We start from the raw sequence: 16,870 nt of genomic DNA, 5'->3' as shown, positions 1-16,870 counted from the left end.
CTGTTATAAGAAAACTATATTCTTCATCAAATTTCATACTCACTTCTATAGACATATCGCTATTTAAACCTGTTAAACAACAGGTTACGTTTTTCAAAACACATAACCCTAAAAATGTAGGAAAAGGATGTTGATGTTAAAATAATCTTAAAAATATTTTTTTTAGAACAAAATTATAATGTACCTTTAACGTCAATAACGTATTACATAAGAGGAAAAACCCTCTGTTTCGTCAAAAACTGAATTCAAGTTGAAAAGACTGAGAATTCTATTGCATTTCACACTTCACTTCTTAAATGCAAAAAAAGTTTAGACGTTTTATTTAATCCATAAAAATTAATTGTAATATGTTAAAACCATCCAATTCGATTATTGTTTGTATTATTTTTTTAATTCTACTGTCATATTCTTGTGAAAAAGAAGATGATTATATGTATTCAAAAGAACAACAAATAGAAGATGAATCTATTAAGGAGGTTGTTCAAGACTCTACATTTACTGATGCCCAACTATTAAAAGTTCTGGAAGAAGAACTTGAATTTATAGCTTTAGAGAAACAAGGAGCTATTGTAGATATTTCTGGTATGGATATCGTAAAAGAAAACCCTAAAAAGGTATATGTACATTATATGCCATGGTTTCAAAGTAAAGATTTTGACGGGTATTGGGGACAACATTGGACAATGACTAATCAAAACCCTGATGTTAAAGATGAAAATGGTAATTCACAAATTGCTTCATATTATTATCCACTTATTGGCCCCTATTCATCTTGTGATCCTGATTTACAGGAATATCACTTTTTAATGATGAAACTATCAGGTGTTGATGGTGTCATTTTTGATTGGTATGGCAGTAGAGATCTAAAGGATTACGGTTTAATAAAAAAATCTACAGAAACTTTTATAGATACTCTAGAAGATTTAGGAATGGAGTTTTCTATTATGTATGAAGACAGAGTAGCAAAACAAGCGGCACAAGAATCTTTATCAAAAGATATCGTTCAAGCGGTTAAAGAAGATTTTTCATATATCAATAAAGAATACTTCTCTAGTCCCCAATACATGAAACACAATGACAAAAACATGCTCTTTATATTTGGCCCCAGTCATTTAACTACACAAAACGAATGGAATCAAGTATTTAATATTTTACCAGAAGATAATCGCCCTGATTTCTTAACACTATGGGCATCAAAGGATAATGTAGGTCTTAATGCAACTGGAGAGTTCTTATGGGTGGATAAGGATCATCTACTTGCTCATGATTACTATTATAATACTTATGAATCTACAAATAAAATTACCGTAGGGTCGTCCTATCCTGGCTTTAAAAGTTTTTATACTAAAGGAGGTTGGACAGAAGGTATAAATGATTGGGTTATTAAACCTAATCAAGGACATACTTTTGTAGAAACTCTTAACTACACTCATCATGAGCGCTCTGATTTTATTCAAATCATAACATGGAATGATTTTGGCGAAGGAACTATGATAGAACCTACTCAAGAGTTTGGTTTTACATATTTGCAAGTTCTGCAACAATATACAGGAGTTACATTTACGCCTGATGATTTACAAATTGCCCTTGATTTATATAAAACTCGAAAAAAACATAAAGACAATCGAAGGGTACAACGATATTTAAACAGAACCTATAAATACATAAAAAGATTAAAATTAAGAAGAGCTAAAAAAATCTTAAAAGCGATTAATCGATTTTACTAAACTAAAAGAACTTATGACTAAATAATTACTCGTACTATTATAAAAAAAGCCCATCAAATTTTGATGGGCTTGTACTTTAAAAAAAATTAATTTGTATCTATTAAATCACTTTAACATTTACTGCGTTTAATCCTTTTTTACCTTCTTTAAGGTCAAACTCAACTTCATCTCCTTCACGAACTTCGTCGATTAAGCCTGAGATGTGTACAAAGTGATCTTTGTTTGATCCTTCTTCTGTAATGAATCCAAATCCTTTGGAATCATTGAAAAATTTTACTGTTCCTTTATTCATTATAAATTATTAAAAGGCAAATGTACTATTAATTGTTTAGGAATCCCTATTTATTTCAAAATAAAGTTTTTAGTAACTTTTACTTAATATTACAAAAACACTTTAATAATAAGAATAACGATTACTTTCAGTAAATCAATAATTTACTACTCTAATAATTGATTTTTGGCATAATTTCTCCACCGTTCTATACATTGTGTCATATCATCTGGGATGGGGGTATCAAAATACATTTCTTTTCCTGTTACTGGGTGCACAAAACCAAGTGTTTTTGCATGCAAAGCTTGTCTTGGTAGAATTTTAAAACAATTTTCTACAAACTGCTTATACTTCGTAAATGTAGTTCCTTTTAGAATTTTTTCGCCTCCATAACGCTCATCATTAAATAGTGTATGTCCTATATACTTCATGTGTACACGAATCTGATGCGTTCTTCCTGTTTCTAATTTACAGGATACTAATGTTACATATCCTAGCCTTTCTAAAACATTAAAATGAGTAACGGCGACTTTTCCTTTATGCTCATCTTCTCCTTCAAAAACAGTGTTTTGTAATCTGTTTTTTGGATGACGACCAATATTTCCTTCAATAGTCCCTTCTTCTTCATCAATGTTACCCCAAACAATCGCCACATATTCGCGTTTACTGGTCTTATCAAAAAACTGTTTTGCCAAATGGGTCATTGCCTCTTCAGTTTTTGCAATTACTAATAAACCACTAGTATCTTTATCTATACGATGCACTAAACCTGGTCTGTCACTACTATTATTAGGCAGATTATCAAAATGATAAATTAATGCATTAATTAAAGTTCCCGAATAATTACCATGACCAGGGTGCACTACCATTCCTGCTGGTTTATTTACCACAAGCAACGCATCATCCTCATAAACAATATCTAACGGAATATTTTCGGGAGTCAAAAGATTCTCATATGGCGGATGAGAAAACAGAACTCTAACCACATCATTGGGTTTTACTTTGTAATTAGATTTTACTGCAATATCATTCACAAATACGCTACCATCTTTTGCCGCCTGTTGTATTTTGTTTCGTGTTGCATTTTCTACAAAATTCATCAAAAACTTATCTACTCGCAAAGGCACTTGTCCTGCTCCGGCAACAAATCTATGATGTTCATAGAGATCATCTTCATTAGGGTCAAAACCAGCTGCATCCATATTCTCTTCCAAAATAGTGTATCTTATTAGTTAGATAGATTCAGTTTCAACCCTTTACCATCTCCAACTACCAAGTCAATAGTCGATGTCTTCATAAGCATTGTCCCTGCCTTTATTCTTTTTCCTTTATGTCTTAATTCTAGCACTTGATCAGACATATTAGGTTTGTATGTTATCGTACCCACTTTAAAACCAAGGGCAATGAGTTTAGGTTCTGCTTGCCTTCTTGTTTGTAACACAACATTAGGCACCTCTATTTTACGATATCCTGAGGGATTAATTGTGATATATATTTTACGTTTTTCTTTAACTTCACTTCCTGCAGCAGGGTTTTGCTCTACAACAGAATATCTAGGGTAATCTGGATTAAAAGTAGCAGAATCTTGAACTTCATATCGCAAATCTTTCTCTTCGAGAATTTTTTCAACATCATCTAAATTCTTTTTACTTAAACTTGGTACAATAATACGTTGGTGATGATTTGTAGTACTTTCTAACCATTCCAGAGCGACATACGAAAGAATCGCAAGCATTGTAACCGCTATAACCAGTTGTATTAAGAATATTTTACTATATACAAACTTAAAAAGATCTCTAAAGAATTTTATAACTACATTCATAAAATGGTATATAATTTCGACAAATATATAAAAACGGAAAGTTTTAAGCTTTTCTTATAAGATAAATGATATTTTTGTTTTTAAAATATCATTTAATGAAGAAAAACATTGCCATTGTAATGGGAGGATATTCTAGTGAATTTGATATATCTATCCAAAGCGGAAATGTCGTATACAAACACCTAGATAGAGAATTATACAATCCTTACCGTATACACATTACTAAAGAAAAATGGGCTTATGTAAGTGATGATAATCAACAATACGATATTGATAAAAATGATTTTTCATTAACCATTAATAATGTTAAAACTCATTTTGACGCTGCATTTAATATTGTTCATGGTACTCCGGGTGAAGACGGTCTACTACAGGCTTATTTCGAATTAATCGAAATCCCACAAACCGCTTGTGACTTTTACCAAGCTGCACTTACTTTTAATAAAAGAGATTGTATAAGTACCTTAAAACCATACGGAATCCCAACTGCAACTAATTATTTTTTAAATAAAGGAGATACTATAAATACAGAAGAGATTATAAAAACTGTCGGACTACCCTGTTTTGTTAAAGCGAATAAAGCTGGTAGTAGTTATGGAGTTTCAAAAGTAAATACCGAAAACGATCTTATTCCAGCAATTGATGTAGCGTATAAAGAGGATGATGAGATCATTATAGAATCTTTCTTAAGTGGAACAGAGGTATCAGTGGGTGTTATCACTTACAAAGGCAAAGATACTGTATTACCAATCACTGAAATTGTTTCAGAAAATGAGTTTTTTGACTATGAGGCTAAATACCTAGGTAAGTCAGAAGAAATTACACCAGCAAGATTATCTGATTCTGACACTAAAAAAGTTAAGGATTTAGCACTAAAAGTATATCAAATTTTAAAGATGAAAGGATTTTCGCGTAGCGAATATATATTTCACAACGGAGAACCCTATTTTATTGAAATGAATACTAATCCAGGATTTAGCGAAGCTAGTATTCTACCTCAACAAGCTCTAGCTGCTGGAATAAGTATTAAAGATCTTCTAACGAATACGATAGAAGAGGCTATAAATAATCAAAAAAAGTGATCTCGTAAAACAGAATTTATAATTTCATTTATCTTTGTGTACACATCTATTTAATAATCACTAATGAGAAGAGCTGTTTTTCCTGGATCATTTGACCCCATCACGTTGGGACATTACGATATTATAGAAAGAGGTTTAACCCTATTTGATGAAGTCATACTAGCTATTGGTGTTAATGCTGATAAAAAGTATATGTTTTCTCTTGAAGAACGAAAACAATTTATTCAAGAATCTTTTAAAAATGAACCCAAAATTAAAGTAATGACTTATAAAGGGTTAACAGTAGATTTTTGTAAAAAACAAAATGCTCAATTCATTTTAAGAGGATTACGCAATCCAGGGGATTTTGAATTCGAAAAAGCCATTGCACATACAAATAGAAAAATGTCTGAAATTGAAACTGTTTTCTTGTTGACCTCATCTGGCAAAAGTTATATTTCTTCTTCTATAGTTCGCGATGTTATTCGTAATGGAGGTGATGTTTCTGGATTAGTCCCAGATACAGTACGTTTCTAAATCATACATATGCATCGTAAATTAGGTAGTGTTACATTAGTCGTCGAAAATTATGATGAAGCGATTCAATTTTATGTAGAAAAGTTAAATTTCAAATTAATTGAAGACACAAAACTTAGTGATTCAAAACGGTGGGTTCTTATCTCACCAACCGATACTAATGAAACTACAATATTATTAGCCCAAGCAGCAACTCCAGAACAACAAAAAGCAATTGGCAATCAAACTGGAGGAAGAGTTTTTATGTTTTTACACACAGATAATTTTTGGGATGATTATACTATTATGAAATCAAAAGGCGTTTCATTTTTAGAAGAACCCAGAAATGAGATTTATGGTACCGTAGTCGTTTTTAAAGATCTTTATGGTAATACGTGGGATCTTATTGAGCAGAAAAAGCCATAATAGAATAAGCACTAAAACAAATGATTCAATATTAATAACGTTTGGTTAATTCTAAATAAATCAATCTATATGTATTGTCAAAATATTCATAAACTCCCTACATTTAATATTCACAAAAACCTCACTAAACTTATAATTATGACACTAAAAACACTAAAGTATTCCTCATTATTCTTACTAATGAGCCTTATGCTTATCGCTTGTAGTAGCGACGATGATCAATCACCTGATACTAATGGGGGCGATGTAGATACCCCCGATGTAGATCCAAATAATGGCGGATGTGAAAGTGGAGCAGCAGCAGTTTTTGTTGAAAAAGACGGTCTACTTGTAATCGAGTCTGAAAATGCAGTTTTTAACAATACCGATTGGACACTTACAAAAAGTGCTGCAGATTTTTCTGGACCAGGGTATTTAGTTTGGAATGGTGCTGATGCCTTTAATCAACCCGCAAACGGTACATTAACTTATAAAATTAGAGTTAGTACTCCGGGAACTTATAGATTTATATGGCGATCTCGTATTACTATTGGTACTAATGGTACAGAACATAATGATTCGTGGCTCAGAATAGCCGATGCTAAACATTTTTATGGAAGAAAAGGAAATGGAAATATTGTATATCCTAAAGGAACAATGCAAGAGCCAATTCCTGAAAGTGAAGGACAAGCCACAACAGTACCTAATGGTTCTGGTCAAGATGGTTGGTTTAAAATTTATATGAACACTGCTAGTGCATGGCACTGGCAATCCTCAACGAGTGATAATGATGGTCACAATATTTTCGTTGTTTTTGAAACAGCAGGTGATTATACCGTAGAAGTTTCTGGAAGATCTAGAGGTCACGCTATTGATAAATTTGTATTATTTACTGATGGAGTTACTGAAGGTTCTGCGACTGCTGTTGATGCCACAACAAGTGAAATAAAATGTGAATAAACCAAAAAAACACATTTAAAAAAGGCTTTTCGGATACATCTGAAAAGCCTTTTTTTTTATAATATTATTTAAGAAATTAAACCTTATCGTCACAATCGAGTCTAAACTATAAAACCTTATAGTCATGGCAGATAGATTAACTGACAAACATATCCAACACCTATATTGGCGAGCTGGATTTGGCATTTCTTCTAAAACATTAAAATCTATTAGAGCGCATAGCAAAAAAGAAATCATAGATCAAATTTTTGATCACAGTATCTCCAATAGCCCGCTATCAATGAACTTTGATATACTATCAAAAAATCAAAAAGACTTAAGCACTGAAGAACGAAAAAAATTACGAAAGCTTCGTAGAACAAAAATGCACGAGCTTAACCTGTTATGGTTTAAACAATTAACAACCACAAATGAAGTCTTAAGAGAAAAAATGACATTATTTTTTCATGATCACTTTTCAGTTAGACTTAAAACTCCACGCGCATGTATTCACCTAAATAATGTAATTAGAAAGCATGCATTAGGAAATTTTGGTGAAATGTTAATGCAAGTATCAAAATCTCCAGCGATGTTATTATTTCTGAACAATCGTCAAAATAGAAAGAACCACCCTAATGAAAACTTTGCCCGAGAAGTAATGGAATTATTTACTTTGGGTAGAGATAATGGTTACACCGAAACCGATATCAAAGAAGCTGCAAGAGCCTTTACAGGTTGGAATTTTAATAAAGAAGGTGATTTTGTATTTAGACAAAAGCATCATGATTTTGAATCTAAGACCATTTTTGGTAAAACTGGAAATTTTAAAGGTGAGGATGTTATCAAAATGTTATTATCAAAGAAACAAACAGCACGTTATATTACTGAGAAAGTATATCAATATTTTGTAAGTCCAAATAGCAATAATGAACATATTGAAGAGCTCACTACTGTTTTTTATAATTCTAACTATGATATCAAAGTACTACTCAAAGCTATATTCAAAAGTGATTGGTTTTATAATTCTGAAAATATCGGTTCTAAAATCAAATCACCTATCGAGTTACTAGTAGGACTTAGCAGAACATTCAATATAAAATATGATAACCCCAAGGTATTACTGTATCTACAACGTAAGCTTAACCAAACTTTATTTTTCCCTCCCAATGTAGCGGGTTGGCCAGGTGGAAAAACTTGGATTGACAATTCTACATTAATGCTTCGATTAAAACTAACCTCTATCTTATTAAACAATGGTGTTATCGAATGGAATGAAAAAGGTGATATGCCAGAAAATATGATTATCCAACAAAAAAACTACAATAAAATCCGTTCTCAAATACAAAAAAAGGTAAAAGCTACTCCTAATTGGAATTCGTTTTTAGGAACCTTAGAACAAAAAGACAGAGCCAAATTAATTGATTTTATGCTTCAACCCAAAGTATCAAATGGCGCAAAAAAAGTGTTGTCAAACCTCGACTCTACTAACACAAAAAACTTTGTAATAGAATTATTAAGCCTACCAGAATATCAACTTTGCTAAAACTACTAAATTATGGAACGAAGAGATTTTTTAAAACAATCCGTTTTTGCTTCAGGAATTACACTAATTCCTTCTTTTTTAAAAGGAATGGAGTTTTTATCTCCTAATCAACTATCTGGATATAAAAATGTAATTATCATTCAACTTTCTGGCGGCAATGATGGGTTGAACAGTATTATTCCTATTAGCAATGATATTTACCACAATCTTAGACCTTCTATAGCAAAAAAGACTACAGAAACTCTAAAAATCACTAACGACCTAGCTTTTAATGATAGTCTTAAAGAAATTGCGCGATTATATGACTCTGGTGAAGTAGCAATACTTAATAATGTAGGTTACCCAAATCCAAATCGGTCACATTTTAGAAGTACAGATATTTGGCAAACAGCAAGTCAGACTAATCAATATTTATCTACTGGATGGGTAGGCAGATATCTAGATGCAAATTGCCAAAACTCGTATCAAGCTATTGAAGTCGACGATTCTTTATCACTTGCCATGAAAGGAAACAAAATTAACGGTATTGCAGTCTCTGATCCTAATCAATTACATAACAATACTAGAGAACCTTTTTTTAAGAACATCGTTAAACACACTTCAAAAGATATGTTAGACGAAGATAATCAAGGATATTTATATAAAACCATGCTAGAGACCTACTCTTCTGCATCATATATCAATGAAACTTCTAAAATATATACAACCAACACAGTATATCCTCAAAACCCATTTGCTAAACATCTAAAAACTATAGCTGATTTTATTATTTCTGGTTTAAAAACAAGAGTATTTTATAGTACTCTAGGCGGTTTTGACAGTCATGTCAATCAGCTTACTAGTCAAGATAGATTGCTTAAGGTATATTCAGAAGGTGTAGGAGCCTTAGTTAAAGACCTAAAGAAAAATGATAGGTTTAAAGATACAATCATTTTAACTTTTTCAGAATTTGGACGACGTGTAAAGCAAAATGGCAGTAGAGGAACAGATCATGGCGCTGCAAACAATGCAATCGTTATTGGTGGGGCTCTTAAAAAACCAGGAATTTATAACGAATTGCCAAATTTAGCCGACTTAGACGCTAATGGTGATATTAAATATACTATTGATTTTAGAAGTATATATGCCACAATTTTAAATAATTGGTTAGATGTAGATGATCATACTGTATTACAGAAAAATTTTAGTAAACTAGGGTTTGTTTAAGTAAAAACTAAGCAAAAAGATCATATTACAATATATAGTTTCAAACAGAATTACATAACTATTTATATTGTTAACATTTCTTTAGACATAAATAATATCTGAAAACACAATTTTATTTTACTACTGACACACACCTGTCAGTACTTCAAATTACTTTTGTATTAATATTAATCATTTCAACACTTATCATTATGACAAAAGTAAAACTTCAACCCTTCTCTGTAATCGGAATTTCTGTACGAACAACAAATAAAAACAATCAGGCTACCCATGATATACCTGCATTATGGAATACGTTTATGTCTGAAAATACAATTGATAAAATACCTAATAGACTTGAAGATTCTATCTACGCTTTATATACAGATTATGAAAGTGATTATACAGAAGGTTATACGACTGTATTAGGATGTAAAGTAGAAAATTTAGATAATATTCCGGATGGAATGACAGGTATCGAAATTAATAAAAACACTTATTCTAGATTCACAGCAGAAGGAGATCTTACTAAAGGCGTTATTTATGAAAAATGGGGTGAAATTTGGAATTCAAATCTAAACAGAGATTATACTACCGATTTTGAAGTATATGGAGAAGAAGCTCAAAACCCTACAGATGCCATTGTTGACATTTTTATTGGAGTTGCTTAGAATTATCTAAAAAATTCTTTGATGTCATAAAGAGTATCCCATGATTTGAGAATGCGACAATACTATTGTTATGAAACGCTCTCAAATCATAGGGACACTCCCTCTGACTGACTAAGGACAAAAAAAGATATTTACTCCTCTTTTTTAATTATATATACCTATTCTTTCAAGATTTTCACTGCAGGCCCATTGTTTATAACAATGAAATACACACCACTTTCTAATCCTGAAACATCAATTATATTTTCATCATTTTTTTCTTTGATCTGTTTAGACATAACTTCTTGCCCTCTAAGATCCAAGATACGGATATCAGAAAATGTATTCAAGTTGTACAATACCAAGGCCTCTTTTACAGGGTTTGGTGCTATTATTAATTTTTTTGCATCAAAACTTGCAACTTCTCTTGTTACAGCACTCTTACTTAAAGCATTATCAGCTGGAACAATTTTCCATTTTTGATTTCTATTACCACTGTTGTAATCCCATAATTGTGCATTCGCATTTGTTGCTCCAGCAGCTCTGTCGAGACTTTTTTGTATACAGTGCATAGGTTTTAATCCAAAAATACCATTTCCATTTGATACAGCTTTCCATTGTTTATGAGCATCTTTGGCATCTGTCCATGTTGCAACATTTGCTCCATTAACACAACTCCCAAATGGCACTTCTAAATATCTATTTGTTCCTTTGTTTTTTATAGTATAGACATCATCTCCTTTGTGCTCGAAAATCCATTTTTGATCTTCAAAATTACCAGGATTACGCATCACAGCGCTATGTTTTTCTAATGCTCTTGACAATAGTCGTTGACTATTTTCAGAGGAACTGATATAATAAGTTCCGTTTGCTATCAATTGAGTGTTTTCTGCAATTACAGTAATACCATTAACTGTATCCCATTGTAATGCTTCTCTCCAAGTAGTGCCTATAGGGCGTATATGCGTTTTGTAAACATACCCTGTACCTGGCGCTGGCTTACTAGGAAGTTTCACAGTAATAGATTTTACTCCTTTTCCTGCAGTAACTACTTCCTTTTGTTGTGCAACCCAACCTAAAGACGACCAAAACTCTACTACTAGTTCTCTATTTGTTGAAGCCTCGTATCCGATATCAAAATTATAAGAATCTGCTGATATGATTGTTGTTTTGGGATCTTTAAAAGAAACCTCATCTTTAAATTGAGGTACCGCTTCAATAGTAATGTTATTTACCTGTGCCCATTTTAATGCTTCTTGCCAAGTCCCTCCTACTGGTCGTATGTGCGCTTTAAAAACATACCCTGTACCTGGTTCAGTAGGTTTTGGTAATTGTACTGTAATCGATTTTGTTCCTTTTCCTGCAGAAACAGTTTGTACAGCACTACTTGCAATCCATCCTGTTGATGACCAAAAACCTACTTGAATTTCTCTGTTTTTAGCGGCTTCATAATCAACATCTACAGTATATGAATCTGCAACTTGTAATACGCTATTAATATTTGAAAATGAAATTGTGTCATTATCCTCTTCAACAACATCATTATCATATTTATCAACACCTAGAATTACAGAACTAATTCTACCTCCACCATCTGGAAATTGTACCGTAACGGTAGTATTTCCTTTAAGCAAATTCATCGCTACAGGTATATCAATTGTACCAAAGAAATCATTTCTGTTTCTCTGATCATAACCTTTCCAATTTGCTGGTACAGAAACTCTAGTGCCATTTACTTTGACTATTGGTGATTTTGATTTATCATGTTTTCGGCCAATTGACATTTTTAAATTCGCATAACCCGTTCCTGTTTTTACACCATTAAATGAAAATGCAATTTCTGAATTTGCATTTATTGTTTGAAGATGTTTTTTAGAATAATAGTTTGCAGTACGAATAGTATTTGTTGAAGAAATTGTGTTGGCAAAAGTATATTCTAACACTACAGTTTCGCCTGCTATTAAAGTAATATTAGCTGGGGCAGTAGTTCTTTCTGTATCACTATATTTTGGATTAGCATTATCAAATATTTTTAAACTCTTAATCCTTACCTTTTGCAATCCAGCCAAATTTGAAGTCATATTCAAGGTAGCTTTTTGCGTTTTATCATCTAAATTATTTAGAGCTACATACAGTTTTTTACCATTAACAAAACCTTGAATTTGTATGTCAGGATTATCACTTTTTACTAGAACTCTTTTTCCTTTTACTTCTGACCAAAGTCTATAGAAATCAATTTTTGCTGTATACTTCCAATTTTTGAGTATAGGCTTATTAGGATTAGATGTTGGTGTTACAGATAAAGGTCTCCAAAGAGAAGGCGTATAAGGCTGATAGTTATTTGCTCCTGTAATATGCCATCTTGCTTTGCCCGTTATAAAAGGAATAGAAATAGCCATTCTATCTTCTCTATCTAAAAGGTTAAATAGAATTCCGTTTATAGATTTTAAAGAGATTGCACTTTTTATATCACTATAATTTGGTCCATATCCTTTTTCAATACCTCCATATTCTGTAATTGCATGTGGTTTTACTCTACCCCATTTTGTATAACTATACGTCTCTATTAAATCTAATATCGCTTCAGAGTTACTTCCTGATCTTTTATTATCCTGTCCTGTTACATTAACACCATCGTAAAGATGAACTGCAAAGGCATCCATGTGATTACCTGCAACATCCATAAACATCTTCATATTCTCGTTCCAATGTCTAAAATCCCATAGTTCTAAAGATGGCCAAGCACTAGAATATCCAATTACTTTAATTTTTGCTAATTCGGGAGTTTCATCAAATTTTTTACCTATTGCTCCAAACCACTCTGCCATTCGATACTTCATCTTTTTATTATCGGGTTGTTGTGGTTTAAAAACATCATCTCCAGCATGTACAAAAGGTTCATTCATCGGTTCAAAAAATTCTGGGCGTCCAGAATCATCAACATGATTTTTATAGTATTCTGCAGCCCATGCAGCTCCTTTTTCTTTATTCAAATTATATCGCACAACATTTCTTGGATGCTCTGTTCCTACATATCTCGTAACATTACGAACCGATGTATTGTTGGAGTTAATAAAATTGGGATAGTTACCTACAGATCCGGTTTTACTGTTTGCGTACGAGAAAGGACCCCAAAAACCTCTTCCAGGGCTTACATTAAAGTCTGCATAGAACTTTTTACTGTCTGTATCGTTCGAATTATCGTGAAGCGTAAAATATTTAGTACGATCTAATTGAGAAATATTCCCCAAAAACTTTTGAGTTTTAAAATCGATAGTTACCGTTTGCGAAAACAAAGGTGTTCGCAACATTACTAGTAATAGCAAAATTACTAGCGCTCTTAATTGAATCATGTGTTAGTTAGTTTAGGTGGTTTTAAGATGTTTTTTTTTGTGTGTTTATATAATCTATTACTTTATTTGTAAGCTAATACTAGTTGAGTTTATTCAATAATTAAGGTGAAATTAATACCCCTCTAATACCTATATCTGTGTAAGCTATTATTCGTTACTTAAAAAATAGAATTCGTAACCATATAGAAAGAATTCGAAAGAGATGTGGTTTACCAGTCAAAATAATACTTGAAACACACATATTTAAAAACAAATAACTAAAACTTTGATTAACAAATACTTAATTAACAAAAAAGACAAAGTCTTTCTTGTAAAAGAAAGAACTCTATCAAAACAAATAAAAAAAAGCCGCTTTGATAGTCTAAGCGGCCTTTTTCATGTTACTCTTATTGTTTTAAAAATTTAGTAAAAGGAGAATTATTAATTGATATAAAGTAAATACCTCGTTTATAACTAGACACGTCTATACTATTATATTTACCGATAACTTTTGACAGTACCTTTTGCCCTTTTAAATTCGACACCTGTATCAATACTGGGTTTGTTAAATTATGAATTGTAAACTTTTCCTTAACGGGATTTGAAGATATTCTTAGATTATTGATATTAAACAACATATCTTCTTTCTCTCCTCCACCAATTATGGTAACATTATTAACCTGATCTGTATCAATTGCTTGTTGCCAATTTGTACCCAATGGTCGTATATGGGTTTTATAAACATAACCCTCACCAGGTGACGGAGCAGAAGATAAGTTTACTGTTATCGATTTAACACCTCGCCCTGTTGGCACAATTTCTTTTTGTTGCCCCATCCAGTTGGTAGCTGACCAGAATTCTACAACAATTTCTCTATCAGTTGAAGCTTCATAATCTAAATTAAAAGAATAGGATGTTGTTGAAGGAATCGTAGTAGGCGCATCTTTAAATGATACAAGATCATCATACTCTATAATTTCTGAGATAACAATATTATCTATTTGTGCAGTATCCAGATATTTTCCTTCGTTTTCTCCGATAGGCCTGATATATGTCTTAAAAGAGTATTGGTCTCCTGGTTCTGCCATAGCAGGTAATTTTAAACTTATTGATCTAGTACCTGATCCTGCAGGTACCACTAATCGTTTACTGCTTGCGAGCTTACTTTTTGCTAACCAAAACTCAGCAATAATCTCACGGTTTGTTGTTGCTTCATAATTAACATTTATACTATAAGAATCAGCTATGGGAAGACTTGTAATAACTTCAGGAAAAAGAATTGTGTCTTTCTTTCCAATCACAGCTTTATCATACTTTTCAACTTCTAAAATCATTGAACTTACTCTACCCCCACTATCAGGGAAGTTTACAGTTATAGTATTGTCTACTTTTAACAACTCTATCGGAAAAGGTATATCGATGGTTCCAAAAAAGTCACCTCTATTTCTTTGATCATATCCTTTCCAATTTGTTGGTACATGAACTTCTACTCCGTTTATTTTTAGTTTTGGAGATTTAGAAACATTATGCTTTCTTCCGATTGCCATTTTTAACTTAGCAAACCCACTTCCTACTTGGACATTATTAAAATTAAAAACAATATCCGTGTTAGCTTCTATTTTTTGAAGGTGTTTTGTAGTATAATAGTTTTTACTTCGAATTGTATTTGCAAAAGCTAAGTCCGTATTAAATGTATACTCTAAAACAACGGTTTCATTTGGAATTAAAGTTATCGTATTAGGTGCTTTTTCTATTTCGGAATCTGTATATTCGGGATTAGAGTTTTCATATATCCGTAAACTCTTACTTCTAATTTTTTGTAAACCAGACAAACCAGAAACCATATTAAGTTCTACAACTTGTTCTTTATCATCTAAATTATTTAATGCTACATACACTTTTTATCTGTTGCAAATCCTTGAATTTGAACATCTGGATTGCTACTATTAACAAGAATTCTTTTCCCTTTTACATCAGACCATAGTTTATAGAAATCTATTTTAGCTGTATAACTCCAGTCTTCTAAAATTGGTCTATTTGGGTTATCCGTTGGTGTAATCGATAAAGGTCTCCATAGTGCTGGTATATACGTTTGATAATTATTAGAAGCATTAATATACCAAGTTGCTTTACCTGTAATAAATGGAATAGAGATTGCCATTCTATTCTCTCTTTCTAATAGGTTAAATAAAAGAGCATTAATTGATTTTAAAGATATAGCACTTTTAATATCACTATACCCAGCTGGATATCCTCTTTCGATACCACCATATTCTGTGATCGCATGAGGTTTAATGACTCCCCATTTTGCATAACTGTATGTTTCTATCAGATCCAAAATAGCTTCAGAATTACTCCCTGATCGTTTATTATCCTGTCCTGTTACATTAACACCATCATACAGATGTGTGGCAAATGCATCAATATGATCTCCTGCTACATCCATAAACATTTTCATACGTGAATCCCAATGTCCAAAATCCCACAGTTCCATAGAGGGCCAAGCACTAGAATACCCTATTACTTTCATTTTTGATAATTCGGGAGTTTCATCAAACTTTTTACCTATTGCACCAAACCATTCTGCCATTCGAATACGCATTTTTTGAGCATCGGGCTGTTGTTCTGAAAATACTGCATCTCCAGAATGTACAAAAGGTTCATTCATAGGCTCAAAAAACTCTGGTCTACCAGAATCATTTACATGATTTTTATAATATTCGGCCGCCCAAGCAGCTCCTTTTTCTTTATCTAAATCATATCTAACTACATTTCTTGGATGTTCTGTGGCGACAAAGCGCGAAACATTTCGTTCACTAGTATTATCTGAAGCTATATATTCTGGGTATTCTCCTACTACACCCGTTTTGTTTTTTGCATAGGAAAAAGCTCCCCAAAAGCCTCTACCACGCGTGACATTAAAATCCTTATAAAGCTTTTGATGGTCTGCATCGTTTGAATTACTATGAATGGTAAAATATTTAGTCCTATCCAAATCTGATACTGTCCCTAAATATCGTTCTGTAGACATATCTATATCTACTTTTGTTTGCGCAGTTACGCTTGGCAATGACAAAAGCATCATTACCCCTAAAATAAAGTGTAAGGTTTTCATTTTTTTGTGTTTTGTGTGTTAATATTCGCTACTGGTTAATAAATATTATGATATATATAATTCTACTTTAGAAAAGTGAACTAATCACCTATTTCTGTTTAAGTAAAATGTCTTATTCTTAATTAGATATTATAACTTAGCTATATCTAGTTATTTAACTTGTTTTGTTTTAAAAGAGGTAGCCAAAAAACATGCATCATGAAATTCGAAAACAAAACGTTTACATTAAAGAAGAAAAAACGAACGATGAAGCATTCTTTAGTATAAATTTCTTTTTAAATGTAAAATAAACATTTAAAAATAA

General features: G+C 32.0%; 14 protein-coding genes. 8 read left to right on the top strand and 6 right to left on the bottom strand.

Translation table 11 applies throughout. The features are described 5' to 3' along the window. Positions 1 to 347 precede the first annotated feature (347 nt). Positions 348 to 1,727 (top strand): glycoside hydrolase family 71/99-like protein, encoded by a 1,380-nt coding sequence (locus D1816_RS23440; protein WP_118505923.1) that lies wholly within the window; start codon positions 348 to 350, stop codon positions 1,725 to 1,727. A 100-nt stretch (positions 1,728 to 1,827) separates the two neighbouring features. On the opposite strand, the gene D1816_RS23435 is transcribed toward D1816_RS23440, so the two are convergent. The 3 genes from D1816_RS23435 to D1816_RS23425 all read right to left on the bottom strand — a co-directional run bounded on the left by D1816_RS23435 (position 1,828) and on the right by D1816_RS23425 (position 3,820). Next, positions 1,828 to 2,019, bottom strand: a complete 192-nt coding sequence (locus D1816_RS23435; RefSeq protein WP_066314082.1) for a cold-shock protein — start codon at positions 2,017 to 2,019, stop codon at positions 1,828 to 1,830. A gap of 146 nt (positions 2,020 to 2,165) precedes the next feature. After that, the gene (locus D1816_RS23430; RefSeq protein ID WP_066314651.1) at positions 2,166 to 3,200 is read right to left on the bottom strand and encodes an RluA family pseudouridine synthase; all 1,035 of its coding nucleotides are present in this window, start codon (positions 3,198 to 3,200) and stop codon (positions 2,166 to 2,168) included. Between the two features lie 26 nt (positions 3,201 to 3,226). Then, positions 3,227 to 3,820, bottom strand: coding sequence for a PASTA domain-containing protein (locus D1816_RS23425; RefSeq protein WP_066314084.1), 594 nt, complete (start codon positions 3,818 to 3,820; stop codon positions 3,227 to 3,229). A 95-nt stretch (positions 3,821 to 3,915) separates the two neighbouring features. Here D1816_RS23425 and D1816_RS23420 point away from each other — a divergent pair, with 95 nt between their 5' ends. From D1816_RS23420 to D1816_RS23390, 7 genes are all read left to right on the top strand, one after another. Beyond that, on the top strand, positions 3,916 to 4,902 hold the full coding sequence (locus D1816_RS23420) for a D-alanine--D-alanine ligase (RefSeq protein WP_118505922.1): 987 nt from the start codon (positions 3,916 to 3,918) through the stop codon (positions 4,900 to 4,902). Positions 4,903 to 4,965: 63 nt separating this feature from the next. Further along, positions 4,966 to 5,418: a pantetheine-phosphate adenylyltransferase gene (gene coaD, locus D1816_RS23415; protein WP_066314087.1), complete on the top strand. Its 453-nt coding sequence runs from the start codon at positions 4,966 to 4,968 to the stop codon at positions 5,416 to 5,418. A 9-nt stretch (positions 5,419 to 5,427) separates the two neighbouring features. Next, complete coding sequence (locus tag D1816_RS23410) at positions 5,428 to 5,823, top strand: VOC family protein (protein WP_118505921.1); 396 nt, start codon at positions 5,428 to 5,430, stop codon at positions 5,821 to 5,823. Between the two features lie 138 nt (positions 5,824 to 5,961). Continuing rightward, the gene (locus tag D1816_RS23405) at positions 5,962 to 6,762 is read left to right on the top strand and encodes a hypothetical protein (protein WP_147405066.1); all 801 of its coding nucleotides are present in this window, start codon (positions 5,962 to 5,964) and stop codon (positions 6,760 to 6,762) included. Between the two features lie 124 nt (positions 6,763 to 6,886). Then, the gene (locus D1816_RS23400) at positions 6,887 to 8,284 is read left to right on the top strand and encodes a DUF1800 family protein (RefSeq protein ID WP_118505919.1); all 1,398 of its coding nucleotides are present in this window, start codon (positions 6,887 to 6,889) and stop codon (positions 8,282 to 8,284) included. Positions 8,285 to 8,296: 12 nt separating this feature from the next. After that, positions 8,297 to 9,490 (top strand): DUF1501 domain-containing protein, encoded by a 1,194-nt coding sequence (locus D1816_RS23395; RefSeq protein WP_118505918.1) that lies wholly within the window; start codon positions 8,297 to 8,299, stop codon positions 9,488 to 9,490. 191 nt (positions 9,491 to 9,681) lie between these two features. Beyond that, positions 9,682 to 10,140: a GyrI-like domain-containing protein gene (locus D1816_RS23390; protein WP_066314094.1), complete on the top strand. Its 459-nt coding sequence runs from the start codon at positions 9,682 to 9,684 to the stop codon at positions 10,138 to 10,140. A 158-nt stretch (positions 10,141 to 10,298) separates the two neighbouring features. Here D1816_RS23390 and D1816_RS23385 read toward each other — a convergent pair whose 3' ends face one another. The 3 genes from D1816_RS23385 to D1816_RS23375 form a co-directional block, all read right to left on the bottom strand. Next, positions 10,299 to 13,472 carry an RICIN domain-containing protein gene (locus D1816_RS23385; RefSeq protein WP_118505917.1) on the bottom strand — a complete coding sequence of 1,058 codons (3,174 nt, stop codon included), beginning with the start codon at positions 13,470 to 13,472 and terminating at the stop codon, positions 10,299 to 10,301. Between the two features lie 386 nt (positions 13,473 to 13,858). After that, positions 13,859 to 15,349 (bottom strand): T9SS type A sorting domain-containing protein, encoded by a 1,491-nt coding sequence (locus tag D1816_RS23380; protein ID WP_118505916.1) that lies wholly within the window; start codon positions 15,347 to 15,349, stop codon positions 13,859 to 13,861. After that, positions 15,340 to 16,566 carry a hypothetical protein gene (locus tag D1816_RS23375; RefSeq protein WP_118505915.1) on the bottom strand — a complete coding sequence of 409 codons (1,227 nt, stop codon included), beginning with the start codon at positions 16,564 to 16,566 and terminating at the stop codon, positions 15,340 to 15,342. The genes D1816_RS23380 and D1816_RS23375 overlap by 10 nt, the downstream gene beginning before the upstream one ends. Positions 16,567 to 16,870 lie beyond the last annotated feature (304 nt).

The sequence above is a fragment of the Aquimarina sp. AD10 genome (assembly GCF_003443715.1).
In the GTDB taxonomy this organism is placed as follows: domain Bacteria; phylum Bacteroidota; class Bacteroidia; order Flavobacteriales; family Flavobacteriaceae; genus Aquimarina; species Aquimarina aggregata.
The sequence above is the reverse complement of the archived record's forward strand: the minus strand, read 5'-3'. Positions and strand labels throughout refer to the sequence as shown.